Below are 25,474 nucleotides of genomic sequence, written 5' to 3'. Positions count from 1 at the left end.
TCCTGCTTGTTGCCGGGGACAATGCAGGGCAGTGGAACGCCTGGTACGCCGAAGCGATCCCGCTTGCGGAGCAGCGCTACAAGACCTACCTGGTGGAACGCGGCGAGGAAGAGAGCTATCAGCGATGAGCGGCTACACACGGTGGTCTGACATCCGTGCCGAGCAGGTTGCCCGTGCCGGCGGGGAAGACGCGGTTGCTGCCGGCCGCCAAGAGCTCCTCGCGGTCGCGGTGGGTCATCGGCTTGCTGAGGTGCGCCGGGAGCGGGGTCTGACGCAGGCGCAGGTCGCGGAGCGGATGGGTGTGACCAAGGGACGGATTTCGCAGATCGAGCAGGGTTCGCTGTCCGGTCAGGATGTGGTTGCTCGCTACGCCGCTGCGCTTGGCGGCCGGCTGCACCAGGCGATCTACTTCGATGACGGGGATATCGCCGCGATCGCATGAGCGACAGTGATGACCGGTGGCCTGGATCTGCTGGCACGGGCTGACTGGAAAACTCAACGTGAGGTGGGCAGGCTCGCGCCCACCAGGGCACTTGGCCGCTGGCGCGCAGGAAGGCGGCAGTTCGGGTGTGGCTGTCAGCCGGCCCTTCTGTAGACGAGCGGTACGCGGATACGTGCCCGGGTCCGCGTGGCCCCTGGTGCGCGGCCATCAGGCCACGAGGAGCTCAGGCCGCGGCGAGCATCGAGGCGGCCTAATGGCCCGTGGATGGCCCATGGCCCGATCGTGATCTTCTAGAAAGATCTTTGCCCCTGGCCGGAAGGCGGCTCTGACCAGGGGCGGAAGGGGATGGAGCGGGCGACGGGAATCGAACCCGCGTTGCAAGCTTGGGAAACCTGTGCGCTGCTCACTGGTGACCTGGGCCGACAACCATCCTCCCAGGTCAGCGGCGATCCGCTCCCCACCGAAGGGCACCGATCGGACCACATGGCGCCAGTTGCTACTGGCACACGAATGGCACGAAGAAAGATCCGCGAAGAAGCTCGACGGCCATCCCGCCACCGTCGGCCACCTTGATCGTAGTCAACATCAACCACGGAGCGTAGCGGTTGCATAGATGAATCCCCGTCGAGAACGCATGTCCGCGCACGTCCACAGTCGTTGCTACACCGGTCGCGACACCTCACGGTGTGTCGGGCCGAATGATCCATACGGTTGCATCGGTGTCCGCCGGGCCTGCGCCACTCGGGAACGAATGGTCGGCAGCTCGACAGGTCTAGCCACCGGTGACGGAAGGCATTATCGACGTCGTGGCTCTGCCCGACGGTCAGGCGGTCAGGCGGTCAGGCGGTCAGGCGGTCAGGCGGTCAGGCGGTGCGACGGTATGTGATCTCGGATCGAAGATGACCAGCCGGCGACCCGACGGTCGGGCGGGGGCGTCCCGATCCCACGGGTTGGCCAAAAATGCGTTTTGCGCTTAATTTTCGATTTAGGCATTTCCTCTAGACATACAACGGCTCGCCTTCTAGACTCTCTCTAGGCTTGTAGGTCGAGATGGAGGGCAGTGGGGAGGTTGCATTGGAAATATTCGGACTCAGTTCGGTAATTTTAAGTTTTGTCAAATCGTACCGGGAGGCGCTATCTCCAGATTTCATCGCGTCGTCAATAGGCGTACCTAGCGATCAGGTAGAAGAGACGCTAGGCGAACTTGAAAATGAAGGGGCCGTAGTACGAGAAGGCGATGAATACAGAGCGGCAAATTCTGATGCCTGGTGGTCCTTCGGCTCCCGGTGGCCAACCAGATGATCCATAGCGATTTACTTCCCGCCACCCTCAGTTTTGGTATTGCCGCAATTGTGACGTGGACGGAAGTCGCCACCTCTAAATTTCCAAGGACACTATTTCTGGCAATCCACATTGGGACCATCTACTGTTATGCGCTACTCTATGGTGCAATTTCTGTCGTGCTCTACCTCTGTTCCGCGGTAGCATTAGACGACGGAGGGCATGGGCAGGCCATATCCGGTCCCGTCGGCGGAAGCCCCTGGCTGATTGCAGTGGTAATTGGAGTTTGCACAAAAGCGGTTATGCATGTCCGACTATTCACTCTCCAAATTGGAGGCGCTAGCAACCAAATCCCGATTGGAATAGAGACGCTAGTTCAAATATTTGAGCCAGCAATGTTGAGATCGATCGACCTAAAGCACTACAACACTCGAATGACATATATTGCGCCCAGCGTTCATGGAAGAACTCTCGACGGGGTACGTTCATCCATTGCGGAAAATCTCCCGCCCGAGATACCGCGCGATGAACAAGTTGCATTCAAGAGAGATGTCGAGCGAAGGGGCACCGTTAAGGACATGCTTGACGCATATCTCCTTTTTGCTGGAAAGGATAATTTTTGCCGGGTGTTTTCCATGAGCGAAAGGTCCACATCGGGCTCTTTTAGTGGCTCGTCGGGAGGCGCGCCTGTTCCCGTCGCGCAAGACTCGACCAGAATTTCGTAATCCATCCTATTTGGCGCGTGGACCCGAGTCCGTCGAACACCCGTCTGTACTCGCCCGCTGACCTCCGCCAGTCCAGGTCATGCGTTGTCCCGGCTTGGCTGTCATCCGAGCCTGCCCATCCCCGCGGATTCCGCGAGCCAGCCGCCCGATTACAAGAACGCCCCGTTCCATCCGCCAATGTCCGCTGACGTCCGTACAGCCAGGTCACAGCCCTACCAGTCTCCACAGACGTACACCGAAGTTCGCCGTTGTCCGCGGGCTTGGCTGTACGAATGGCTGTACGGCCGTGATCCTTCCGGATGCACCTCGCCGATCGAAGTGGACGAGTGGGCCACTGAAAATCGTTACCATACGTAACTTCAGGCCGCATGTCGGCCATTGGAGTGGCTGCCGCCACATGCCCCGGACTGAGCTGATCCTCTCCGTCGGTCGGGCAGGCTTTGCCCTACCCCAGGTTCCCCCGGCCGGGCAACGGCCGCAGCGTGGCTGCACCGGGCTGGGTGGTGTCGGCCGTTGCGCGGTCAGGGGGTTCTGGGGTAGCCCTCCGGGTGCCCGACTGACGGAGAGGATCAGCGGTCTGCCGCCCTTTCCCCTCCTCTCCAGAGCGAGGGCCGGGGGCGTGGGGGCGGAGCCCCCGCACGTTTTAAACTCGCCCAGACACGCCCAACCTTTTGATCCGTAGCCCTCGGCGCACCGTCCACCCACGTCCACCGCCGTCCACCGGCGCAGGTCGCGGGCTAGGTGATGTCGACCCACGTCCATGGACGTCCACCCCGGTTGCAGTACAACTGCAGTACAGTGATTCTTCAGGTGCCGTCACTAAGCGTGATTGATTCGGGTGACAGCGGCCTCCATGAACACTGCTGCGTCGTTAGCGTCAAGCGAGTGGGTGCTCTTCCTCAACCGGAAGGTCTGGATGATCGAGAGGACTTCCTTCGAGGCGCCGACGGTTGACCGGCGGTGGCCTATCTACGGGGCAGCAGAAAAATCGATCAAGTGCTGACAGTCGGATTTCGGTAGGCGCATAGCTTCGCTGGAACAGCGATGCCCCTGCCTACTAAGAATCCGTAATGAAATAACTTGTTCATCTTGAGCCTTCTGCAGGCCCGTGACCTGCGAAGACGCTCCAGAGGATGCATTTGTTATTTCATTACGAATCCTAACAATAATTCGGGCCGAATTGCGTTTCGCTTTCTATACCAAAACGTAAGGGTCCGATAGAGCCTTGAAAGCGTTAGTGATTCCGTGCTGGCCATCATAGGCGGGATGCACCGATATCTTAGTGTAGCGTTGGTCCTCTGCGAGAAGGTACTCGGCGAATGCTGCGATCTTCTTGCGCCACGCAGGCCCACCTTGGTGCTGCCGAGCGTACGATTGAATTTTTGCGTACGCGACTTCATCGGCGATAGGCGTGACATCTGCCATGGCGCTCGCGTACTCCAAGTCGAACTTGGACCACTCTAGATGCTGTTCCCCTGAAGGCGAGAGCTCCAACCTTCTCGCTTCATCGGCTTTGAGTACCGTTGGATCGTAGTTGAGGCATAGCCCAGATTTGAGCATGACATCAAGCCAGAGCATTACGGCACGGGGTTCAATGTACATTGCCCTGCAATACTCAATAAGCTGATCGATAGCGAGGAAAGAACCTTCATGGTCGCCTCTAGGCGTATCTCTGAGTGCTTGCAGAAGACGTACGCCAAGCAGCGGCGTGGTCTCCAGGTCTTGGTTCAATGAGAAAATGTTTTGGACGAATTCATGTCGCTCGACAGGGTAGATGTCATAGCGACCTCTAATTAACGCACGCTTTGATCGGCTAGACTCGATTGATACAGAGTTCTCGGCGATGTACGCTTTGATTAGATCCTCTACTGCAAGGTGGGGAGAGGTGACAAAATCTCTTGCCAGCCGTAGCGCACGTCGAACGTCATGGTTCGCGAAACTTCCTACCCACATAGCGGTATCTGAAGTTTGCAGAAAGACTCTCTGTAGAGAACGTGTGAATGCGGAAAGATCGTCGAGCGACAAGGAAATCCCACGATCTACAAAGTATCGCTGATCGGGTTTGCTGCGCTCTTCAGCAATCTGTTGATCGAGATAATCTATTCGAGCGCGGATGATTGTTTCTGTCGGTGGGGTAGGGAGAAATAGGGCCTGATGTTCGAAGGACTGCAATGCGCCATGCCGGGACATCTGCCAACTCGTTCGGTCGGTGACCGGCAGCACAATCAGACACAAGCTTTTTTCGTATATTGAGCGGGCGTACTGATAGACTTGCTCTTGGAATGAGAGACTAAAGTGATCTGCGTTATCGAATACGATAACCGGCAGTTTCTTGCGACTCCCTACGACGTGACGTATTAGCCCGTTTATGTAGTCGTGGGGCTGCTCTTCACGGCGAGCTTCGATATATTTGCCAAAATCGATTCGAAACTGAGAGTGATTGCTCTCGTAGAGCTCTCTCCATGCACCACGTCGAAGTCGATTATATTCATCATAGAAAATCCCCTCTATTTCATTGTATTCGGGGGGATCATCTGGAAATACTGTGTTTTCGATGGTACGCAGAAGTTCTCGATCGAGCCACTTTTGCACTGTGTCTGCGTCGCCATCATTGCTGGCAAGATTGACGCGCAGCACAATACATTGCTTTGCAATTTCTGGACTGAGGACAAGGCCAAAGAAGCGCTCGATGAAGGTGCTCTTTCCGGCGCCCTTGGTTCCTACGATAACCACGAATTCGTTACGCTTCGTAGCTGCAGCGCGTCGAATTAATCCGCTCAATGCGTCCGCGTCTGCCGTGTCAAGGCCGCGAATACGCGTCAAAAGATCCTCGGATATCTTTGCAAGCTGCCTATCTGCCACCTGACTTTCATTCGTGGTGACGAAGCAGCGGGCTAGAAGGCCTGGGTCGGAATCCCCGGAGAGTCGGTCAAAAAAGGACCGCATGACGTCATTGATATCGCTGGCAAGTGGGCCTAGCGGTAGGAGATTCTCGCTTCCTGGCCGCCGGAGTGGCCTTCTGACATCATTCGCTCGAATAGGTTGACCTTCCGCTTCTTGGAAGTACGGCCTGTATTCGGCATGTCCGGCAGATGATCGATCGAGAAGTCGATAAAAAAGCTTGAAATCTTCTTCCACAGAGTTCAAGCTAGAGAATACGAAAGCCATACCGGAGGTGGTGTCCTGACCGTCGCCCAGCCGATTCCCTCGGAAGATTATCCACTCTCTTCCGTTCGTCACGCAGGCGAGTTCAGCATTCTTCTGGCCGCAGTAGTATATTGCTTGCTGAATGCCTTCTTTGCAATTTTTATTGCGAAATACTGGCCCGTTAAGCTTATATGCTTTGCCGCTGCGGACGTCTTCGCAGCCGAGGCTGCGTCCATCCTTCTTGGCTTCAACTATCAGTCGAGATCTTCCTTCGACTTGAAAATTGTAATCGATAAATCCATCAGTGACGGGGCTTTCGGTCAAGAGCTCCGAGAACGACCAGCCCAATACGTCAAGAAAAAACCGATCGATTACTTTGACGCGAGTGTCTTGCTCGGTTTCTATTGTGTCCGCATAAGATGCTATCTGGGCCTTGAGTTCCAGAAAGCGCTCATATGCAGCGTCGATGGGCTCGACCATCGTCCGTCACCTTGTCCCCGTGCATCTGCCCGCGACGGGCGGGCGAGTCCTCGCCTCAGCCAACTTCACATGAGTAGGGTAGCGGTGTAGGTCTCTCCAGTACACATGTTGGACAGGCTGCTTGCCCACATGGGTGCGGGTCCGCTCGCTTGACATCGCCACGCTGGGCGTCCCATGGTAGCTGTGGGTAGTTGTTGTAAAGCCTTCCTCGCGTTCCGCTACCCGATGGTGGCTGCGACGCGCCGGCGAGCATGGCCCGCCAGGGCCACGCGCAGCCGCCGCGCGGCGCGGCCATCCGCTGACGGACTCTTGATCCTAAAACGGATAATTCGGCAGCTACCCAGACTCGGACCGTCGGAGTCGGTGCGGGCTCCTGTCCGGCCCTTCCCGGGACGGCTACACCAGTGCTGTGGCCAGCACGCTCCAGGCGTGGTCAGTGAGATCGACGGCGGCAGGATGACCAGTGGCCTGGATCTGCTGGCACAGACTGCGGATGTTGGCGCGGGCGCTCCCGGAATCGAGCAGGGCCGCACATGCGATGGCCTCATGCCCGTGCTCGATAGCCTGATCGATCTCACCGGTATCCACGTGCGCCGTCCCCAGACGGGTCAGGTAGAGAATCCGATCCCGGGGAAAGCCCGCAACCTCCCCCACGGCCCGCCGCAGATGGGGAACGGCCTCGGCCGCCCGCCCCGTGGACACCAACGCGTCACCCGCGGAGAACGCGATCGCGTGCGGCTGAATCCAGTAGGCCCACGGCGGATCCTGCTCCGGCCGTGCCTCCTCGATGAGCGCGTACACTTGGTCGTTCGCGGTCTGTACCGCCCGCCGGTCCCCGAGATCGCCGTAGGAACGAGCGAGCATCACGGCCAGGACCGCCCGCTCGGTCGCGCTCATCGCCCCCCGGGCGCCGGTGAGCGCCGACCGCAGCAGCCGGATCGCGCTGCACGGATCCCCCAAGGCACGTTCCTGACCAGCCATGCAGCGCAGCACGTTCGCCGCGATCGCCGGCTGCCCCGCCTCGTGGGCAGCCCGCACAGCCACGAGCCAGCACCGCTGCGCAGCCCCATGGTTGCCGGTGTCGAAGTGCGCCCACCCCACCAACCGGGCCAGCTCGGCCACGACCGCGTGCAGACCGGCCCGTTCCACGGATCCGTGCCGACCGTGCCGGATGAGCGCGACGACAAGCCGTAACTCAGACACGGCAAGATCGTGAATTGCTCCCCCGCCGAGGGCGTCGTCCATCCGCCGCAGCGCATCCACCCGGGTCGTCAGATCGGCCACGAGCACGCTGTCGACTCGGTGGCCCGCGAGCGCGGCATCGATCCGATGAAGATCCGAGGTAGGGTCGGCGACAAGCCATTCGTGGACGGGAAACGCCAGCGCCGCACCGGACAGGGTCAGGAAACGGCGGCGTTCCACCGGGGTGGTCACCTCCTCCCATCCCGCTGCAAGCCCGCCGTCGGTCCATAGCTGTTCCAGGCCGGTGTCCGCGGGTACCGCCTGTCCATCGTCATCCGGGTTCCGCTCGGACGCCATGTCCCCCGCGCGCACTCCGTCGCAGTCTTTCGGCACGAGCGGGGTTCTGCGGAAACCGAGGCGTTCCGCCGAAGCGCCGTACCACAGCATGTAGGCCCGCCGGTACCGCAGGCCCGGGTAGACGTGCCCCCGCTCATGCCGACGGATCATCTCCGCGGTCGCTCGCAGGGTGGGGCTGAAACCCTGCTTTTCCGAGAGGGCCGTCAGCTCCGCGGCGGCGTCCTCCTGGGTCAGTCCGGCGGCTTCCCGTGCCTGTCATCCGATGCTCGGTTTCTGCTGGCTCGTCGCTCAACGATCCACTTCTCGACGTCGGTGGTCTCCCACACCTTCCCGGCTGACAGTTCGATGACCGGCTTCGGAAACGTCGGATCGGTTGTTTCGATCTGGTGTACCCGCTGCCGGCTGACCCCCAGGCGTTCGGCAATCTCCGCCGTCCCCATCAGGTGGTGCGTCATACCACCACCGTACTTGACAGTCGCCAACCCATGGCACATCCTGGACAAACCTTGGCGACCGCCAAGAAACGAGTACGTACCGGTGATTCCAGCACCGAACACACCTCGGCTCGCCCTGACGCAACAAGGGAGCACACCATGCCCGAAAAGATCCGCGCGGCGGACATGCCGCCGGTCGACGACTGACCCAACACAGTCAACATCATTCTTCCGCCTGCCTACGGCAGATGAACCGCCGGACTCCCGGCGCAGCGGCCCCGCCACGGCGATTCCAGCGCCGGGCGGGGCCTTGATCCCGCCCCCTACGCAACCAAGGGAACGCGACCCATGGATATCTTCCCGCCTGCGGGCAACCCGTGGTGCACCCCCCACAGGGACGAGCCGCTGGCCTTCGCCCAGCAGAACCACCACGGCGATCACGAAGTGACGGTGAAGCCCGGTGCCGATGTGGCCGGCCTGGTCGGCGTCCTCGGCACGATCCCGACGAATTCGATCTTCGTAGAGACCTACGGAGACGTGGACACCGTTCTCCTCTTCCGCCGCATCCCCGATCCGGCTGGTCCGACCGGTACCCCGCCGCGCACCCCGCGGGACAGCGCCCCGGACCGCTCCGACCCGGTGACACAGACGATCCCAGCCGAGCCGATCAACCGGGTCCCCGTGGCCCTGCGAGTCGCCCGGTCCGAACGAGCAGGTCAGACCCTGTCTGACACAGTCCACCCCGAGTGGAGCCAAGGAACGTAGGGGTTCCAGGGGGCTCTGCCCCCTGGGCTGGCATGGCGAAGCGAGCAGGTCAGACTCTGTCTGACACAGTCCACCCAGAGTGGAGCGGGCGACGGGAATCGAACCCGCGTTGCAAGCTTGGGAAGCTCGTGTTCTGCCGCTGAACTACGCCCGCATGGTACGTACAGCATCCTACAGGCCGGCACGAGCGCGGCGCGGGACGGTCCCGCCGGCCGGTCCGCATCGCCGTGCTCATGTCGCTTCGCTCCATGCCGGTCGCATCCGGGCAGTGTCGCCGTTCCCGCGACCGCTGGTGACAACACGCAATGAACCACCGCACCGACGACCCGACGCAAGATAGCTAGATCATATAACTACTCTCCGGAGTCAACACCAGCCGAGTGCAACCCCGGGGAGGAACACGTGCAATTGCGCAAAACGGTCGTCTCGCTGGCGACCGCGGTGTTGGTCATCGGCGGCACGACATCCGCCACCGCCAGCGACAGCGCTGTCACCAACGCGCCGACGGTGTCGATCACCGCGCTGGACGCCTGCTCAGCGGCCGACCTGGACAACGATCGCCGGCTCGGCCCGGCAGCACTGCCGCTGTTCGGCGCGGTAGGCGCAGAACTCTTCTTCTATGACAGGACCGGCGGTCAGCCGCGGCAGCAGTTCCTGGACACCTGGTGGGACCCGGCCGCCCGCTCGGGCAACGGAGACTGGATCTTTCCACCGCAGAACGGATATATGATCAACACGGATGGCACCCCCATCCGGACGGTGACATCACTGGCTCCCGGGCAGGAAATCGACCGGTTCGGCGGGACAGGCGGCGGATTCCTCGCGCCGAAGGGGCTCCGCTACGCCGACCGGTCGATCCCGCCAAGCAACCTGGACTCCTCAACGGATCCGGCTGGCTGCAACTACCACGTCTACCGGGTACTGAAGACCTTCTCGGTCTACACCGGAACGGTTCGTCCATGGTTCGATCAGCCCGGTAACGGCCAGCAGTACCAGTTGGACGGCTCCCTCGTCCCCGGTGCCCCGGCCGACGGCGATCTGCACGTCCAATGGCTGCTCGACCATCAATATCTGGAGGATGAGGCGCACCCGAAGAAGCCGTAGATCAACCGAGGCAGCTCCCGCGGCGGGCCAACTCAGCTGGCAGCCGCCCGCGACGACCGGAGCGACCGGTAACGTACTCGGACGTGTTGCTGTCTGACGGGGATATCCAGGCTGAGATCGCCGCGGGACGGGTATGCCTGGACCCGTACGATCCGGCTCTCGTCCAGCCGAGCAGTATCGACCTTCGGCTCGACCGGTGGTTCCGGGTGTTCCAGAACCACCGGTACAGCCACATCGACCCCGCCGTCGAGCAGGAGGATCTCACCGACCTCATCGCCCCGGACGACGACGACCCGTTCGTCCTGCATCCCGGCGAGTTCGTACTCGGTTCGACACTGGAGATCATTTCCCTGCCTGACGATCTTGCTGGCCGGCTGGAAGGCAAGTCCAGCCTGGGACGCCTGGGCCTGCTCACCCATTCCACCGCTGGTTTCATCGATCCCGGCTTCTCCGGCCATGTCACCCTTGAGCTGTCGAACGTCGCGACCTTGCCCATCAAGCTCTGGCCGGGGATGAAGATCGGCCAGCTCTGCCTCTTCCGGCTCTCCTCCCCCGCCACGCATCCCTATGGCTCGGCCATTTACGGTTCCCGCTACCAGGGACAACGTGGCCCGACTCCATCCCGCGCATACCGTGACTTCACCCGTGCGGCAGTGCCATCAGACAACCATGGGCCGACACCGCCGCGATCATAAAACGGTCAACGGAACAACCGGTCAACGGCTCGAGTCGACCCGGAAGATCTCTGGCTCTCGCCCGGGTGGCTGGGACGGCTGGGGGCCGGCCGTGGTGGCGGGCACGTCACGGCGCACCGGGCCATCCATCGATACTTTGACGGCTTCACCGCAGTGAAGAATCGTGATCGGTTCGCCACGCAACAGCACATAGCTCGCGGTGGAGTCGGTGACCTCAACCCGCAGCCGTCGTCCACGCGTGCACAGGGTGAACGCAAGCCTGCTGATCCCTTCCGCCAGGCGAGGCGCGAACGACAGCACGCCCGACATGTGAGCTTCCAGGTTGGCAGCGCCCGAGTTGACGGCCCCCGGGTAGTCGCGCAACCCGCCGAACCCCTCAACCAGCGCTATCCAGCTGCCGGCCAGCGAGGCCATGTGCAGGCCGTCGAGAGCTCGGCCGCGCAGGTCACGGAGGTCGATCAGCGCCGCCTCGCGCAGATAGTCGTGAGCGAGACCGAGATGACCGACCTCGGCCGCCAGCACTGCCTGCGCTGACGAGGACAATGACGAGTCGCGAACGGTGAGTGCTTCGTAGTAGGCGAAGTTGCGGGCCTTCTGCTCCTCCGTGAAGGCCTCCCCGCGGCGCTGCATCGCCAGTACCAGATCAGCCTGCTTCACCACCTGCTTGCGGTACAAATCGAAATAGGGGAAGTGCAGGAGAAGCGGGTACTGGTCAGGACGCGTGTGCTCGAAGTCCCACACCTGGTGACGGGTGAATCCCGCCGACTGCGGATGCACCCCGAGTTTTTCATCGTAGGGGATGCACATGTCCCCGGCCGCGTCCCGCCAGGAGGCGGCCTCCTCCGCGTTCACGCCGAGTTCGTGCGCCCGCTCGGGATGCCGCCGAACCGCGTTCGCCGCCTCCACCAGATTCTGTTGCGCCATCACATTGGTGTAGACGTTGTTGTCGGCGACCGCGCTGTACTCGTCCGGCCCGGTGACTCCATCGATGTTGAAGGCACCGTCCAGATCATGATGGCCGAGTGACCGCCAGAGCCGGGCCGTTTCGACCAGCAGCTCCAGGCCGATGTGCCGTTCGAAATCGCTGTCTCCAGTGACACGGACATGGCGGATCACCGCGTCCGCTATATCCGCATTGATGTGAAATGCCGCGGTGCCGGCCGGCCAGTACCCGGAACATTCCTCGCCGTGAATCGTCCGCCACGGGAACGCCGCACCGGACAGGCCGAGCAGGCGGGCGCGCTCCCGGGCCATGGGCAGGGTGGCGTGCCGCCACCGCAGCGCGTCCGCCGCCGCGTCCGGGGCTGTATAGGTGAGCACGGGAAGCACGTAACTCTCGGAATCCCAGAACGTGTGGCCGTCGTAGCCGGGACCGGTGAGGCCCTTCGCCGGGATCGGCCTGCGCTCGGCCCGTGCGCTCGAGGACAGGACGTGGAACAGGGCGAAACGGACGGCCTGCTGTACCTCGGCATCACCGTCGACCTCGACATCCGCGCGCGCCCAGAAATCGTCAAGGTAAGCCCGCTGCTCGGCGAGCAGCCCCTCCCAGCCAGTCTGGCGGGCGGCGGTCAGCGCGGCCGCGGCCTGGTCGCGCAGCGCTGGCAGGGAGCGCTGCTCCGACCATCCATAGGCAATGAACTTGACGAACCGCAGCTTCTGACCGGGGGCAAGCAGCGCGGTGATGGTCACCCGGCAGGAGTCGGCATCGCTCTCGGCGGTCACCCCCATGGCCGACCGCCGGTCAATCGCATGATCCATAGCAGCGGCGACCCGGATACCGCTGTACCGCGTCCGGTGCACCAGCTCGGCGTGCGAACCATGGCTGCCGTTCCACTCCGCCACCAACGGCGCCTCCAGCGCCACGGCGGCCCGCGGGTCCGCGGACTGTGCCGGCAGCTGCTCGTTGGCGACCAGCTCGGACTGCACAACCAGCCGGGCCGAGGCATCCAGCGGCTCGACCTCGTAGCAGATCGCCGCCATGGCCCGCTGGACGAAGGAGACCAACCGCACCGACGACATGCGGATCGCCTGGCCCGCCGGTGACACCCATTCGGCCGTGCGGCTCAGCACACCGCGGCGGAAATCCAGGATCCGCTCGTGCGCTCGCAGCTCCCCATAGCGGACGTCGAAGGGCTCGTCATCCACCAGCAGGCGGATGAGCTTCCCGTTGGTAACATTGATCATCGTCTGGCCGGACTCCGGGTAGCCGTAACCGGCCTCCGCGTAAGGCAGCGGCCGCAGCTCGTGGACGGAGTTGAGGTAGGTGCCGGGCAGCGCGTGCGGCTCTCCCTCGTCCAGGTTCGCCCGGAGGCCGACGTGCCCGTTGGCCAGGGCGAACAGCGACTCTGCCCTGGCCAGCTGGTTCGGGTCGAGACCGGATTCACGCAGCTGCCACGGCTCGACCGGGAACGACATGTCGCCGATCACAAGTCGCTCCCGCCGCCGGGCTTGCGCTGCCCGCCGGGCTCGGCCGACGGCTGGCGATGCTCGCTGTCAACGTCCCCGCCAACGCCGTCCCCGCCAGCGCCGTCCCCGCCAGCGCCGTCCCCGCCAACGCCGTCCCCGCCAGCGCCGTCCCCAGCAGTGTCTGGTCCCCTGTCTGCGTCCAGCAGATCGGCAAGATCCGCGACAACGACATCGGCGCCGTGCGCGCGCAGCGCGTCGGCATGCCCGGCCCGATCGATGCCGACGACAAAGCCGAAACCTCCGGCACGCCCCGCCTCAACCCCGGCGATCGCGTCCTCGAACACCGCGGCGCGTGACGGCGCCACACCGAGCGCGCGGGCGCCCGCCAGGAAAGTGTCAGGCGCCGGTTTACCGGCCAGCTGTTCGCGTTCAGCCACAATAGCGTCGATTCGGACCACCACCAGGGAGTCGAGACCGGCGGCGGTGAGTATCGCCGCGCAGTTCGCGCTCGACGATACGACCGCGCGCGCGGCACCCACTGCCACCAACGCCCGCAGGTAGCGCACCGAACCAGGATAAGCGGCGACCCCATCATCACGAATCATGGCTGTTACGAGTTCGTTCTTGCGTTTGCCCAGGCCATAGACTGTGTCAGCGGATGACGGATCTTCCGGGCCGCCCTCAGGCAGCTCGATGTGGCGGGCAGCGAGAAAGGATCGGATGCCGTCCGCCCGGGGCTTGCCGTCGACATAGGCGGGATAGTCGTCACCGACGCTGAACGGGACAAATGGGCCACGGTCGCGTTCCGACCGGCGGCGGAGGAAGGTGTCGAACATCTCCTTCCACGCAGCCGCGTGGACAGCCGCGGTCTGGGTCAGCACACCGTCCAGGTCGAAGAGGTACGCCTTGATGTGTTCGGGTAGTCCGAACATCTGTTCAGTCCTCTCGAAGGCTTAGCGGCGCTGGAAGTTCGCCCAGGGCCTGCCGGCGCCTCGCGAGGCATATACCCCAGCCTGGCTCATTGATCCATCCCCCTGTTGCCGGGTGCTCTTATGCGGTGTTCTCTCATACCCGGGACGCTCCTGCCTGACCGCGCGGCGGGCGGGGTAAGGTCCCGCGGGCAGACCCAAACGGGCCAGGCAGGTAGCAGACACACACCCAGCCCGTGGCCGCCGACAGCGCGATAATGACCTTTCGTGCCGCTGGTGGCCGTGGGAGATGAAGAAACTGGCCAACAGCGACGTGATAATCACCTTTTGTGCCGCTCGCGGCCGTGGGACATGACGAGGGAGCCGTGGGGCATGAAGAGGGGAAGGAGGCGTCGTCCGTGACGACCATCAGCCGCGGCAGCCATCCCGCGGGGGCCACCGAAACCAGCCGGCTCGGCGGCGATACCCACACAGACCGCGGGATATCACGCCCGGCACGGCCTCTGTTGCCGGCCTGGAACCACCCATGGATACCGACCGCGGCCGCCGCCCTGGTGTTCATCGCCGGGCTGATCGACATCGTGTCCGGGGTCACCCCCGAGTGGCGCGACCGGCTGGATGTGATCCGCCAGATCCTGCCCGGAGCGGCATCGCGCCAGGCCGCCGCGTTCACGGTGGTAGTCGGCCTCCTTCTGCTCCTGCTCGCCCGTGGTCTGCGCCGACGCAAGCGCCGCGCCTGGCTCGGTGTGGTGACATTGCTCGGCACGAGCATCGTCCTGCATGTGGTCAAGGGCCTCGACTTCGAAGAGGCTGTCGCGTCCGCGGCGCTGCTCCTCGGGCTCGTACTGGCCCGCGGCGACTTCCGGGCCAAGGGTGATCCGACAACCCGCTGGCGGGCGCTGTGGGTCGGGCTGACCCTCGCCGCAGCCTCGATCATGGTCGGGCTGGCCCTGCTGCGCATGGGCGCTGGCCGCCTGCTCGGTCCACATCCGCTGACCGCCCAGCTCGCGCATGTCGTTGAGGGGCTGATCGGCATCCACGGACCACTTCGGTTCAGCTCCGAGCGGGTCTCCGACCTCGTCACCCGGATCCTGCTCACAATGGGCCTGCTCACCATCGTCACCGTCGTGTACCTGGCGCTGCGCCCACCGGAACCGCGCCCGCGCCTGTCCGCTGATGATATTGAACGGATGCGCGCGCTGCTCACACGGCACGGGGACGCCGACTCACTCGGTTACTTCGCCCTGCGCGGCGACAAGACCGTCGTCTGGTCGCCGACGGGCAAGGCCTGCGTCGCCTACCGGGTGGTGTCCGGGGTGATGCTCGCCAGCGGCGATCCGCTCGGTGACAACGAGGCATGGCCGGGCGCGATCCGGGAGTTCCTACGGATCGCCGCCGAACATGCTTGGATACCAGCGGTCATCGGATGCTCCGAAACCGGCGGAAAAGCGTGGGAACGAGTTGGCCTGACGGCGCTGGAGTTCGGCGACGAAGCAATCATCGACGTGCGGACCTTCACCCTTGAAGGCCGCGACATGCGTAACGTCCGGCAAGCTGTCGGCCGGGTCGAGCGGGCCGGCTACACCTACCGCGCCGTCCGGATGAGCGATCTGCCCCCCGAGGAGGGCAAACGGTTGAGGGAGCAGGCCGAAGCCTGGCGGGGGGCGGAAACCGAACGCGGTTTCTCCATGGCCCTCGGCCGGATCGGCGAGCCCAGCGACGACAGCTGCGTCGTGGTGATGGCCTTCGACCGCGATGGGCTCGGCAACGGCGGCAGTCCGGGTGACGGCAGCCCAGCCGGCAGCGACCCAGGCAGCGGCAACCCAGGCAGCGGCGACTCAGCCGGCGCTGGTTCGGGTGGTGCGCGGGACACGGCCGGTCCGGAGAGCGCTGGAAATGATCCGCGGCTGCGGGCGCTGCTGCACTTCGTCCCCTGGGGACACCGGGGCCTGTCGCTGGACCTGATGGTGCGCGACCGTGCCGCGGACAACGGGCTGAACGACTTCCTGATCGTCTCAGCGGTTCGGGCCGCGGGCGGGCTGAACGTGGACCGTCTGTCCCTGAACTTCGCCTTCTTCCGGTCCGCGTTGGAGCGCGGGCAGCGGCTCGGTGCCGGGCCGGTGACCCGCCGTTTCCGCGGGCTGCTGGTCTTCCTTTCCCGCTGGTTCCAGATCGACAGCCTCTACCGGTTCAACGCGAAGTTCCAACCACAATGGTCGCCGCGCTACATCTGCTTTCCAGCCAACCGCGATCTTCCACGTATCGCTCTGGCCATGCTCGAAGCCGAGGCCTTCCTGGTCTGGCCACGACTCACGACCTTCCCGGCCACGCGCCGCCTGGCGCGGTTGGCCCATCGCCGCCCATCCTGCTGAGCGGTTGAGAGCGCCCGGCAACAGGGGGCGTGGATCAAGGAGCGGAATTGGGGTGCGTGCATCGCGAGGCGGCGGAGGGAGTCACCCTGGTGTTGGGTGGCGACCGACGACAACGCGGCGAGGTGTGTGCCCCAGCCCCGCGACGTCGCGTCCCCTGTTGCCGGGCGCTCTAGGGCCCGAACGCGGAAAAGCCCGGAACGATGTGCATGGGGTGCTGTCAGCATGACAGCGGATCCACATCGTTCCGGGCTGCGTCACATCAGGGCGACGTCACATCAGTCGGACCCGGATGCTCCCGCACTGTCTGTCCCCCCACCAGCGGTGTCCGCCGCGACAGCGCTGCCCACCGTCGCCGTTGGAGGGACGCCCCCGGCCTGGGCCGGCGCGGCCAGCGAGCGGGCGAGCAGCTGGGAGACGTCCAGGACCTCGACGCCTTCCCTTGCCCCGCCGGACTGCTTCTTCTCGGTCACGGCATCGGTCAGCATGACGATGCAGAACGGGCAGGCCGTGGACACGATGTCCGGATCGAGCGCGAGCGCCTCGTCCACCCGTTCGACGTTGACCCGCTTACCGATCTTCTCTTCCATCCACATGCGGGCGCCGCCGGCACCGCAGCAGAAGCCACGGTCCTTGCAGCGGTGCATCTCCTGGCTGCGCAGGCCGGGAATACTGTCGAGGATCTCCCGCGGCGGGGTGTAGACCTGGTTGTGCCGGCCGAGGAAACACGGATCATGGTAGGTGACCGACGAGTCCACCGGCTGGACGGGGATGAGCCTCCCGTCCTCGACGAGCTTGCCGAGCAGCTGTGTGTGATGGATGACCTCGTATGTCCCGCCGAGTGCCGGGTACTCGTTCGCGAGGCTGTTGAAACAGTGCGGGCAGGTTGCCACGATCTTCTTCGCGGACGCGGCGTTGAGAACCTCGATGTTGGCCTTGGCCATCTCCTGGTACAGGTACTCGTTACCGAGCCGGCGGGCCGGGTCCCCGGTACAGGACTCGCTTGTGCCGAGGATGGCGAACGACACCCCGGCGGTGTGCAGCAGCTCGGCGAACGCCCGGGAGACCTTCTTGGCCCGGTCCTCGATCGCGCCGGCGCAGCCCACCCAGTACAGGTACTCGACATCGTCCGGAATGGCCGCACCGCCGTCGAGCACCCGGACGTCGAATGCCAGCCCCTCGGTCCACTCCGTGCGGACCCGGGGTGACACACCCCACGGGTTGCCGTTGTTCTCCAGGTTGCGCAACATCACGCCGGCCTCGCTCGGGAAGGCCGACTCGATCATGACCTGGTAACGGCGCATGTCGATGATGTGATCGACGTGCTCGATGTCGACGGGGCACTGCTCGACGCAGGCGCCGCAGTTGGTGCAGGACCACAGGACGTCGGGGTCGATGACCCCGCCTTCCTCCTCGGTGCCGACGAGCGGCCGGTCGACCTGCGGCTGACCGGGCTCGGGAACCCGCCCGAAGCCCGACTCGGGCACGTGGTGGGCAACGTGCTTCGTCGACGTTTCCGCCGAACCGCCGGTGGCCGCGCCGGCCGGAGCCGTGGCCTCCTCGCTGTCCCCAGCCGCCTTGGCCGCGAGCAGATACGGCGCCTTCGCGAACAGGTGGTCCCGAAGATCCATAATCAGAAGCTTCGGCGACAACGGCTTGCCGGTGTTCCAGGCCGGGCACTGGCTCTGGCAGCGCCCGCACTCCGTGCAGGTGGAGAAGTCGAGCATGGCCTTCCAGGAGAAGTCCTCGACCTTGCCGACGCCGACGATCGGCTCGTCGGCCTCCATCAGACTCTCGATGTCGGGGGTGCTGCCGAGCCGGCCGAGCGCCTTGGGCTCACGCTTGGTGATGACGTTGATCGGCGCAAGGAAGATGTGCAGGTGCTTGGAGTAGGCGACGAGCACCAGGAAGCCCATGATGATGGCGATGTTGAGCAGCAGGAAGACGGTCTCGATGTGCTTGTTGGCCGACGTCGAGAAGACGTCCAGCGGACGGCTGACCAGGTAGGACGCGAAGGCCCACCTCGTGTCGCCCTGCGGGTGGGTGCCGGCGTTGAACTGGGCGCCCCGCAGGATCAGCAGGGTGACTATCACCGACGTGATCATTCCTAGGATGACCCAGGCCGGCCCCGTGTGCGAGCCGTAGAAGCGCGACCGGCGCTCGAGACGGGCCGGCGCGTTGCGCAGCCGAATGATCGTGAAGGCCACGAGCCCGGCGAGCACCGCCACCGCGAAGAAGTCCTCGACGAAGCCGACCGCCGCCCAGTGCCCGAACAGCGGTATGTGGAAGTGGTCGTCGAAGAGCGCGCCGAACGCCTCGATCACGGTCAGCATGAGGATCGTGAAGCCCCAGAAGGTGAAGGCATGCGCGAGCCCGGGGACCGTCCACTTCAGCAGTTTTCGCTGGCCGCCGACCTCACTGATCTCACTCCACAGACGCTCGGCCGCCCCGTCGAACCGGCCGGGAGCCGGCTGGCCCTGGCGGATCAGCCTGAACAACCAGTAAAACCGTCGTCCGGCCACCGCCAGAGCGACAACGGCGATCACTCCACCGACAGCGAGTCTCACACATCCTCCAGTCACTCCTACCGACGGTGGGAGCCTACTGCTACCAGCCGGTAACTTGCTCACCGACCCAGGCAGTTGCCCACAAGACCGCTGCTTACCTTCCTCCACGCACGGGCCACGCGCAGCCCTTGGGCAACCCAGCCGGCACCGGCGGGACACTCCGGCCAGCCCTGGCTCGGCGCTCGGCCTCCCCAACCGAACCAAATAGCAATATCATATAACTATCTAGCAACAAAGCCGGGCCGGACCAACGGCCCCCCAACCACGGGAAATTTGGGCCAATTACAGTGATTCACTTGTCCCGGCGAGCCCAACGGTTGCAGGATGGATGCGGCCTGTAATACGCGTACGCGCTGCCGCGGTGATGCTCGGCGCCTGGAAGAATTGTGATTACCAGGAAGCTCCGGCAGCAGGGCGTTCGATCAGACAGCGGTGTCCGGGCGGATGGATCGCGAGGCGGCGGAGGGAGACGCCGGAGGTGCTGGGCGTTGACCGAGGCGCCGCCCGACGCCACGAGCCGAACAGTCCTGTTGTCAGAGCCTCCAAGGCTCCGGACGACGTTGGCGACCTCACGATCCATGGTGGACACGATGGCGAGTACGACGAAGAGCCCGGCCAGGGGCCCGCTCAGAAGCCCGTTCGGAGGCGACCCGCGGGACCGGCCCGGCTACTCCCTCCAGATGGCCTACCAGCGTGCGCGGGAACAGCACGCGCGGATGCGGCGCGAGCGCCTCGCGTACACCGTGCCCCGCGCCGCGTTGCGCGCCTTCCCCATCGCCGTGGTATTCGCGGTCCTGGTCGCGTTGGGCCTGGGCCTGTCGACATCCATCGCCGTAGGCGTGTTTCTGCTGATCGAGCTGGGCTGGCCACTGATCGTGATCGGCCGGTCGTTCGATCCGGTCCCCGAGATCGAGGCGCTGCGCGAAGGCGCCGAAGCCGAACGCAAGACGGCCAGCGCGATCAACCGGCTCCGCCGGTACGGGTATGTGATCATGCATGATCGCAGCGTCCCCGGTTCAGCGGCGAGCGTCGGGCACCTTCTGGTCGGGCCGGGCGGAGTCATGGTGATCAAAAGTGACGCCTCCACCGGCACGGTGCGCTACGCCAAGGACGGGGGCAAGGACGGAGCCAAGGTCGACGGGCAGTCGCTCCGAAAGCCGCTCGACCTCACCAAATGGCTCGGCGACGAGGTACGCGCCCGGACCCGCACAGCCACACCGATGATCAAAATTCCGGTAACGCCGATTCTCGCGATGGTCGAGGCAGGCGTTCTGTGGAGCGACGGAGCGGTCGAGGGTGTCACCGTCATCAGCTTGAAAGATCTCGTGTCCTACGTCCGGGGACGGCCGGACAGGCTCAACCCGGCGGAGGTCACCAAGGTGCTCGCCGTCGTCCAGCGCCTGTTCCCGCCCTACTCCGCCAACCCGCCCACGGACGCCATCACCGTCGACCGCGACCAGTGGCTCATTTTGATGGACGCGCTGCGCACCATCCGTGAACGGGGCGGCGACGCGGCCGACATGCTCGACCAACTAGCGAAGATCGAAAGTGATCTCACGCAGCTCGCCGAAACGAGCGGCCAGTCCGGCGTCCCGCCGATACCCACCAACGGCGAGGGCGACGACGACGAGAACACCAGCGACAGCGACCTCATCAGCGAACTCACAAGCATGACAGAGGCATCGCCCGGACGTCTCACCGACGACCCGTCAACAGGCCGGCGGCGCGGGCGGGTGCTGGCCGCTGTTCGCCCGCTACGGTCGGTCCCGCGCCAGACCCACTATGACGATGGGGATGGCACCGGCACCAACTCAGCTGGTGGCCACCGGGACCAGGGCGCGCAGGATCCCGGCGATCCGTTCAGCGCCTGATCCGGCACCCTCCGCGGTCATGGTCTCCGCCGACCACTAATGTGATTCCCCCGCGCGGACGGCCGGTGGGCATGTGCCCGCCGGCCGTCCGCGCGTCTGCGGGCTCTGTCATGCCTCGGGCTCTGTCATGCCTCGGGCCCTGTCATGCCTCGGGCTGTCGCGCATCCCGCGGCCGACGGCCGACGGCCGAGTACCACAGCCTCGGGGAACAGAATCCCTCTCAACAACCTTGAGCTCCAGAGACTCATGTTTGACGGTGACCCGTCTATCATTAGATTCTGAGTCAGCAGGGCTCAACTACTACACGAGCGGTCCCGGCCGGGCTCCCACAAGAACGGAGCAGCCGGGCCGTCCTGATCCGAGAGGCACACAGACATGGCACGAGCGGTCGGTATCGACCTCGGCACCACGAACTCCGTTGTGAGCGTGCTCGAGGGCGGCGAACCCACGGTGATCGCCAATGCCGAGGGCTCCCGGACGACTCCGTCCGTCGTCGCCTTCGCCAAGAACGGTGAGGTCCTGGTTGGCGAGGTCGCGAAACGGCAGGCGGTCACGAACGTCGAGCGGACCATCCGGTCGGTCAAGCGCCACATGGGCACCGACTGGAAGATGAAGGTCGACACCAAGGACTTCACCCCGCAGCAGATCAGCGCGTTCATCCTCCAGAAGCTCAAGCGGGATGCCGAGTCCTACCTCGGCGAGACCGTGGCCGACGCCGTCATCACCGTGCCCGCCTACTTCGATGACGCCCAGCGCCAGGCGACCACTGAGGCGGGCACCATCGCCGGTCTCAACGTCCTGCGCATCGTGAACGAGCCCACCGCCGCCGCCCTCGCCTACGGGCTGGACAAGGGCGAGAAGGAACAGACCATTCTGGTCTTCGACCTCGGTGGCGGTACCTTCGACGTGTCACTGCTGGAGATCGGTGACGGGGTCGTCGAGGTGAAGTCGACCTCCGGTGACACCCACCTCGGTGGTGACGACTGGGACCAGCGCGTCACCGACCATCTGATCAAGACGTTCTCCGGTCAGCACGGTGTCGACCTCGGCAAGGACAAGATGGCCCTGCAGCGCCTGCGGGAAGCCGCCGAGAAGGCAAAGATCGAACTGTCGCAGTCCACCCAGACCAGCATCAACCTGCCCTACATCACCGCTTCGGCTGAGGGGCCGCTGCACCTGGACGTCACCCTGACCCGTTCGGAGTTCCAGCGGATGACGTCCGATCTGATCGACCGCTGCAAGCACCCCTTCCAGCAGGCCGTCAAGGACGCCGGAGTCAAGGTCAGCGACATCGACCACGTCGTGCTCGTCGGCGGATCCACCCGGATGCCGGCCGTGGTCGACCTGGTGCGCGAGCTGACCGGCGGCAAGGAGCCGAACAAGGGCGTCAACCCCGACGAGGTCGTCGCCGTGGGCGCCTCTCTGCAGGCCGGTGTCCTCAAGGGCGAGGTCAAGGACGTCCTGCTGCTCGACGTCACCCCGCTCTCCCTCGGTATCGAGACCAAGGGCGGCATCATGACCAAGCTCATCGAACGGAACACGACCATCCCGACCAAGCGGTCGGAGATCTTCACCACCGCTGAGGACAGCCAGCCGTCCGTGCAGATCCAGGTCTTCCAGGGCGAGCGTGAGATGGCCTCCTACAACAAGAAGCTCGGCATGTTCGAGCTCACCGGGCTGCCGCCGGCGCCGCGGGGCATCCCGCAGATCGAGGTCACCTTTGACATCGACGCCAATGGCATCGTCCATGTCTCCGCGAAGGACCTCGGCACCGGCAAGGAGCAGTCGATGACGATCACCGGCGGCTCGGCGCTGCCCCGGGACGACATCGACAAGATGGTCCGTGACGCCGAGCAGTACGCCGAGGAGGACCGCAAGCGCCGCGAGGAGGCTGAGACCCGCAACCAGGGTGAGACCCTCGTGTACTCCACCGAACGCTTCCTGGCCGAAAACGGTGACAAGATCGACGCCGCGATCAAGAGTGACGTGGAGGAGAAGCTGTCCACGCTGCGCGCGGCGGTTGGCGGTACCGACATCGCGGCCATTCGCGAGTCCACCGCCGAACTCGCGAAGGCCAGTTCGGCGATGGGCCAGTCGCTCTACGCGGATGCGCAGAGCGCGGCGGCTTCGGGCGCGGGTGGCGCATCCGGTCCGGGCACGGACGACGACGTCGTGGATGCCGAGATAGTGGACGAGGAGGACAAGAAGTGACCTCGGCTCATGGGGATGACTGGACGCTCGGCATGTCCACGCCGGACGAGCCTGTGATCGTCCGGGACAGACGCCGTATTGATCCCGAGAGCGGGCAGGTACGGGAAGAGGCCAGCCGGGTGGGGGCGAAGGCCACGGGCGGCACCACCACCACCGCGACAGCCAGCTCCGCCACCGCGCCGGCCAGCTCCGTGGCCGAGGACGGGCTGCTGGAACCCCTGCGTAAGCAGGTGGCTGAACGTACCGCCGACCTCCAGCGGCTCAAGGCCGAGTTCGACAACTACCGCCGGCGGGTCGAACGGGACCGCCAGGTCATGGCCGAGCAGGCGACGGGAAAGCTGCTGACGGCGCTATTGCCCACCCTCGACGACATCGGCCGGGCACGCGACCACGGTGATCTGGAAGGCCCGTTCAAGGCCGTCGCCGAGTCCCTGGAAAGCGCGCTTGAGACCGCCGGGCTCGAGCGGTTCGGCGCTCAGGGGGACGAGTTCGACCCCCTGGTCCACGACGCTCTCATGCACACCTACTCCTCGCAGGTGACCCGGTCGACCTGTGTGGACGTCTTCCGTGCCGGCTATCGCCACGCCGGCCGGGTGCTGCGGCCGGCACAGGTCTCAGTCGCCGAACCGGCGCCGGACGCCGAGACCGCTCAGGGCACGGCGGACCTGCCGGTGGAGAGCACGCCGAGCACGGAAGGCGGCGCGGCGGAAGCCGTCGAGTAGTCGATGTCATTCGACCTTCTGCCAGGAAAAATCCGCCTCAAGCGTCCATACGCGACATGATGGTGAAAGGAGGGGCGCCGTGAGTGTTCGTGACATGGTCGAAAAGGATTACTACGCCGCTCTCGGCGTCCCCAAGGACGCCTCGGCGACCGACATCAAGAAGGCCTACCGCCGGCTTGCCCTTGAGCTGCATCCGGATAAGAATCCCGATGACCCGAAGGCTGAGGCCCGCTTCAAGGAGATTTCCGAGGCCTACGACGTCCTGTCGGACGAAACCCGGCGCCGGGAGTACGACGAGGCGCGAGCGCTGTTCACCGCGGGTAACACCGGTGGTCATCCGGCTGGTGGTTACGGTTACCAACCGGGCGGCTTCAGATCCGGCGGATCCAGCGCGTTCAACCTCGATGACCTGCTGGGTGGCGCAGGCGCAGGCCCTGGTCCCGGTCCCGGGCTCGGAGGCCTGTTCGACAACCTGTTCCAAAGGCCACCGACGGGCCGTGGCCCCCGCCGTGGCGGCGACATCGCGGCTGAAGTCACGATCCCGTTCGAGAAGGCTCTGACGGGGCTTGAAGCCACTGTCCGGCTGCCAGGCGCGGCGACCTGTGTTACCTGCGCGGGATGCGGTGCCCGTCCGGGCACGACGCCACGGACCTGCCCAACCTGCCGGGGCCTGGGCGTGGTGTCCCGCTCCCAGGGTGGGTTCGCGCTGTCGGAGCCGTGCCGCGACTGCATCGGCAAGGGGACGATTATTGATTCGCCGTGCCCAGGCTGTCTGGGCACAGGCCGGCGGGAGCGCGAGCAGCGCATCCGCATCCCGCCAGGCGTCGCGGACGGTCAACGGCTCCGGGTCCGGGGCCGCGGCTCGCCGGGTGAGCGCGGCGGACAGTCCGGCGACCTCGAAGTAACCGTCCACGTGCTCGCCCATCCGGTCTTCGGCCGCGAGGGCCACAACCTGACGATCACCTTGCCGGTGACCTTCACGGAGGCCGCGTTGGGCGCGTCGGTGAAGGTGCCGACGATCGACGGTGCTCCGCTGACGGTGAAGGTGCCGTCCGGCACGTCGAGCGGGCGGCGCCTGCGGGTACGGGAACGTGGGGTACCGCGGGGCAGCCATGGCCACGGTGACCTCATCGTGACGATCGAAGTCACAGTGCCACGGCCCGCTGACCTCTCCCCCAAGGCCCGCACCGCGCTGCAGGAGTTCGCGCACGCCCATCCCGAAGATCCACGCACATCGCTGATGGCACAGATGGAGGGCCGGCCATGAAACCACGGCCGAGCCGCACGGCCGATCCGCCGCACCCACCGGCCGCTCTGCCCGCGACACCCCAGCCCGGCCCCGGACCGGCGCACGACGACGACACGCCCGTGTATGTGATCTCCATTGCCGCGCAGCTGGCCGGCATGCACCCGCAGACGCTGCGGGCCTACGACCGGCTGGGGCTCGTGACTCCGGGGCGGACATCCGGACGCGGCCGGCGGTACTCCGTCCGGGACGTCGCAATGCTGCGGGAGGTACAGCGGCTTTCCCAGGAGGAGGGCATCAACCTACAGGGAATCCGCCGGATCCTGGACCTGGGCAGCCAGGTTATGATCTTGAAAGATCAAATCCGGCAACTCACCGAGGAACTGGCGCTGGCCCACGCTGAGGCCGAACGCAGGGTGGCCGATGCGCACAGGAGCCACCGACGGGATCTCGTGCCGATCGACCGCGGCGCGATCGTGGTCTGGCGACCGGGCCCGCGCCGGTAGATCAGCCCAGCCACCCCAGCCCAGGCACGACGGCA

At 64.9% G+C, this 25,474-nt stretch carries 16 protein-coding genes, 1 tRNA gene and 1 pseudogene; 11 read left to right on the top strand and 7 right to left on the bottom strand.

Annotated elements, in window-relative coordinates; genetic code table 11:
• Both MJ797_RS27320 and MJ797_RS00655 read left to right on the top strand, forming a co-directional pair.
• Positions 1–128: pseudogene (locus MJ797_RS27320) on the top strand (DNA-binding protein); the annotation flags it as partial.
• The gene (locus MJ797_RS00655; protein WP_239329735.1) at positions 125–442 is read left to right on the top strand and encodes a helix-turn-helix domain-containing protein; all 318 of its coding nucleotides are present in this window, start codon (positions 125–127) and stop codon (positions 440–442) included. The pseudogene MJ797_RS27320 and the gene MJ797_RS00655, both read left to right, overlap by 4 nt.
• Before the next feature lie 3,200 nt (positions 443–3,642).
• Here the strand turns inward: MJ797_RS00655 and MJ797_RS00650 are convergent.
• From MJ797_RS00650 to MJ797_RS00640, 3 genes are all read right to left on the bottom strand, one after another.
• On the bottom strand, positions 3,643–6,075 hold the full coding sequence (locus tag MJ797_RS00650) for an AAA family ATPase (RefSeq protein ID WP_239329721.1): 2,433 nt from the start codon (positions 6,073–6,075) through the stop codon (positions 3,643–3,645).
• A 396-nt stretch (positions 6,076–6,471) separates the two neighbouring features.
• The gene (locus MJ797_RS00645; protein WP_239329705.1) at positions 6,472–7,764 is read right to left on the bottom strand and encodes an XRE family transcriptional regulator; all 1,293 of its coding nucleotides are present in this window, start codon (positions 7,762–7,764) and stop codon (positions 6,472–6,474) included.
• Positions 7,765–7,844: 80 nt separating this feature from the next.
• Positions 7,845–8,069, bottom strand: a complete 225-nt coding sequence (locus MJ797_RS00640; RefSeq protein ID WP_239329702.1) for an AlpA family transcriptional regulator — start codon at positions 8,067–8,069, stop codon at positions 7,845–7,847.
• A gap of 327 nt (positions 8,070–8,396) precedes the next feature.
• On the opposite strand from MJ797_RS00640, the gene MJ797_RS00635 reads away from it, so the two are divergent.
• Positions 8,397–8,813, top strand: a complete 417-nt coding sequence (locus tag MJ797_RS00635) for a hypothetical protein (RefSeq protein WP_239329699.1) — start codon at positions 8,397–8,399, stop codon at positions 8,811–8,813.
• Positions 8,814–8,893: 80 nt separating this feature from the next.
• On the opposite strand, the gene MJ797_RS00630 is transcribed toward MJ797_RS00635, so the two are convergent.
• Positions 8,894–8,967 (bottom strand) — tRNA-Gly (locus MJ797_RS00630).
• A 248-nt stretch (positions 8,968–9,215) separates the two neighbouring features.
• Here MJ797_RS00630 and MJ797_RS00625 point away from each other — a divergent pair.
• Together MJ797_RS00625 and dcd are read left to right on the top strand one after the other, a co-directional pair.
• Complete coding sequence (locus tag MJ797_RS00625) at positions 9,216–9,917, top strand: TNT domain-containing protein (protein ID WP_239329683.1); 702 nt, start codon at positions 9,216–9,218, stop codon at positions 9,915–9,917.
• Positions 9,918–10,000: 83 nt separating this feature from the next.
• Positions 10,001–10,612: a dCTP deaminase gene (dcd, locus tag MJ797_RS00620; RefSeq protein WP_239329665.1), complete on the top strand. Its 612-nt coding sequence runs from the start codon at positions 10,001–10,003 to the stop codon at positions 10,610–10,612.
• Positions 10,613–10,633: 21 nt separating this feature from the next.
• Here the strand turns inward: dcd and MJ797_RS00615 are convergent, their stop codons facing one another.
• Entirely contained in the window at positions 10,634–13,039 is a 2,406-nt protein-coding gene (locus MJ797_RS00615; protein WP_239329636.1) for a glycoside hydrolase family 65 protein, read from the bottom strand.
• Positions 13,036–13,950, bottom strand: a complete 915-nt coding sequence (locus MJ797_RS00610) for a beta-phosphoglucomutase family hydrolase (protein WP_239329615.1) — start codon at positions 13,948–13,950, stop codon at positions 13,036–13,038. Before MJ797_RS00610 ends, MJ797_RS00615 begins: the two co-directional genes overlap by 4 nt.
• A gap of 527 nt (positions 13,951–14,477) precedes the next feature.
• On the opposite strand from MJ797_RS00610, the gene MJ797_RS00605 reads away from it, so the two are divergent.
• Complete coding sequence (locus tag MJ797_RS00605; protein ID WP_239330195.1) at positions 14,478–16,319, top strand: phosphatidylglycerol lysyltransferase domain-containing protein; 1,842 nt, start codon at positions 14,478–14,480, stop codon at positions 16,317–16,319.
• A gap of 275 nt (positions 16,320–16,594) precedes the next feature.
• On the opposite strand, the gene MJ797_RS00600 is transcribed toward MJ797_RS00605, so the two are convergent.
• Positions 16,595–18,883, bottom strand: coding sequence for a (Fe-S)-binding protein (locus MJ797_RS00600; protein WP_239329599.1), 2,289 nt, complete (start codon positions 18,881–18,883; stop codon positions 16,595–16,597).
• Between the two features lie 590 nt (positions 18,884–19,473).
• On the opposite strand from MJ797_RS00600, the gene MJ797_RS00595 reads away from it, so the two are divergent.
• From MJ797_RS00595 to MJ797_RS00575, 5 genes are all read left to right on the top strand, one after another.
• Positions 19,474–20,754: a nuclease-related domain-containing protein gene (locus MJ797_RS00595; RefSeq protein WP_239329582.1), complete on the top strand. Its 1,281-nt coding sequence runs from the start codon at positions 19,474–19,476 to the stop codon at positions 20,752–20,754.
• Between the two features lie 375 nt (positions 20,755–21,129).
• A complete protein-coding gene (dnaK, locus tag MJ797_RS00590; protein WP_239308277.1) occupies positions 21,130–22,965 on the top strand; it encodes a molecular chaperone DnaK in 1,836 nt (611 codons plus the stop codon).
• Positions 22,962–23,687, top strand: a complete 726-nt coding sequence (gene grpE / locus MJ797_RS00585; protein WP_374581082.1) for a nucleotide exchange factor GrpE — start codon at positions 22,962–22,964, stop codon at positions 23,685–23,687. Before dnaK ends, grpE begins: the two co-directional genes overlap by 4 nt.
• Positions 23,688–23,766: 79 nt before the next feature.
• Complete coding sequence (locus MJ797_RS00580; protein ID WP_239329562.1) at positions 23,767–24,954, top strand: DnaJ C-terminal domain-containing protein; 1,188 nt, start codon at positions 23,767–23,769, stop codon at positions 24,952–24,954.
• Positions 24,951–25,439, top strand: coding sequence for a heat shock protein transcriptional repressor HspR (locus MJ797_RS00575; RefSeq protein WP_239329533.1), 489 nt, complete (start codon positions 24,951–24,953; stop codon positions 25,437–25,439). The genes MJ797_RS00580 and MJ797_RS00575 overlap by 4 nt, the downstream gene beginning before the upstream one ends.
• Positions 25,440–25,474 lie beyond the last annotated feature (35 nt).

Source organism: Protofrankia sp. CiP3 (assembly GCF_917627345.1).
Taxonomy (GTDB): domain Bacteria; phylum Actinomycetota; class Actinomycetes; order Frankiales; family Frankiaceae; genus Protofrankia.
Note: the sequence above shows the minus strand (reverse complement) of the source record. Positions and strands in the feature narration are given on the sequence as shown.

Excerpts from the sequence above, each read along its gene's own strand:
- MJ797_RS00655 (WP_239329735.1), top strand. The coding sequence starts at position 125 with ATGAGCGGCTACACACGGTGGTCTGACATCCGTGCCGAGCAGGTTGCC.
- MJ797_RS00650 (WP_239329721.1), bottom strand. The coding sequence starts at position 6,075 with ATGGTCGAGCCCATCGACGCTGCATATGAGCGCTTTCTGGAACTCAAG.
- MJ797_RS00645 (WP_239329705.1), bottom strand. The coding sequence starts at position 7,764 with ATGATCCGTCGGCATGAGCGGGGGCACGTCTACCCGGGCCTGCGGTAC.
- MJ797_RS00640 (WP_239329702.1), bottom strand. The coding sequence starts at position 8,069 with ATGACGCACCACCTGATGGGGACGGCGGAGATTGCCGAACGCCTGGGG.
- MJ797_RS00635 (WP_239329699.1), top strand. The coding sequence starts at position 8,397 with ATGGATATCTTCCCGCCTGCGGGCAACCCGTGGTGCACCCCCCACAGG.
- MJ797_RS00610 (WP_239329615.1), bottom strand. The coding sequence starts at position 13,950 with ATGTTCGGACTACCCGAACACATCAAGGCGTACCTCTTCGACCTGGAC.
- MJ797_RS00595 (WP_239329582.1), top strand. The coding sequence starts at position 19,474 with ATGGCGAGTACGACGAAGAGCCCGGCCAGGGGCCCGCTCAGAAGCCCG.
- dnaK (WP_239308277.1), top strand. The coding sequence starts at position 21,130 with ATGGCACGAGCGGTCGGTATCGACCTCGGCACCACGAACTCCGTTGTG.
- MJ797_RS00575 (WP_239329533.1), top strand. The coding sequence starts at position 24,951 with ATGAAACCACGGCCGAGCCGCACGGCCGATCCGCCGCACCCACCGGCC.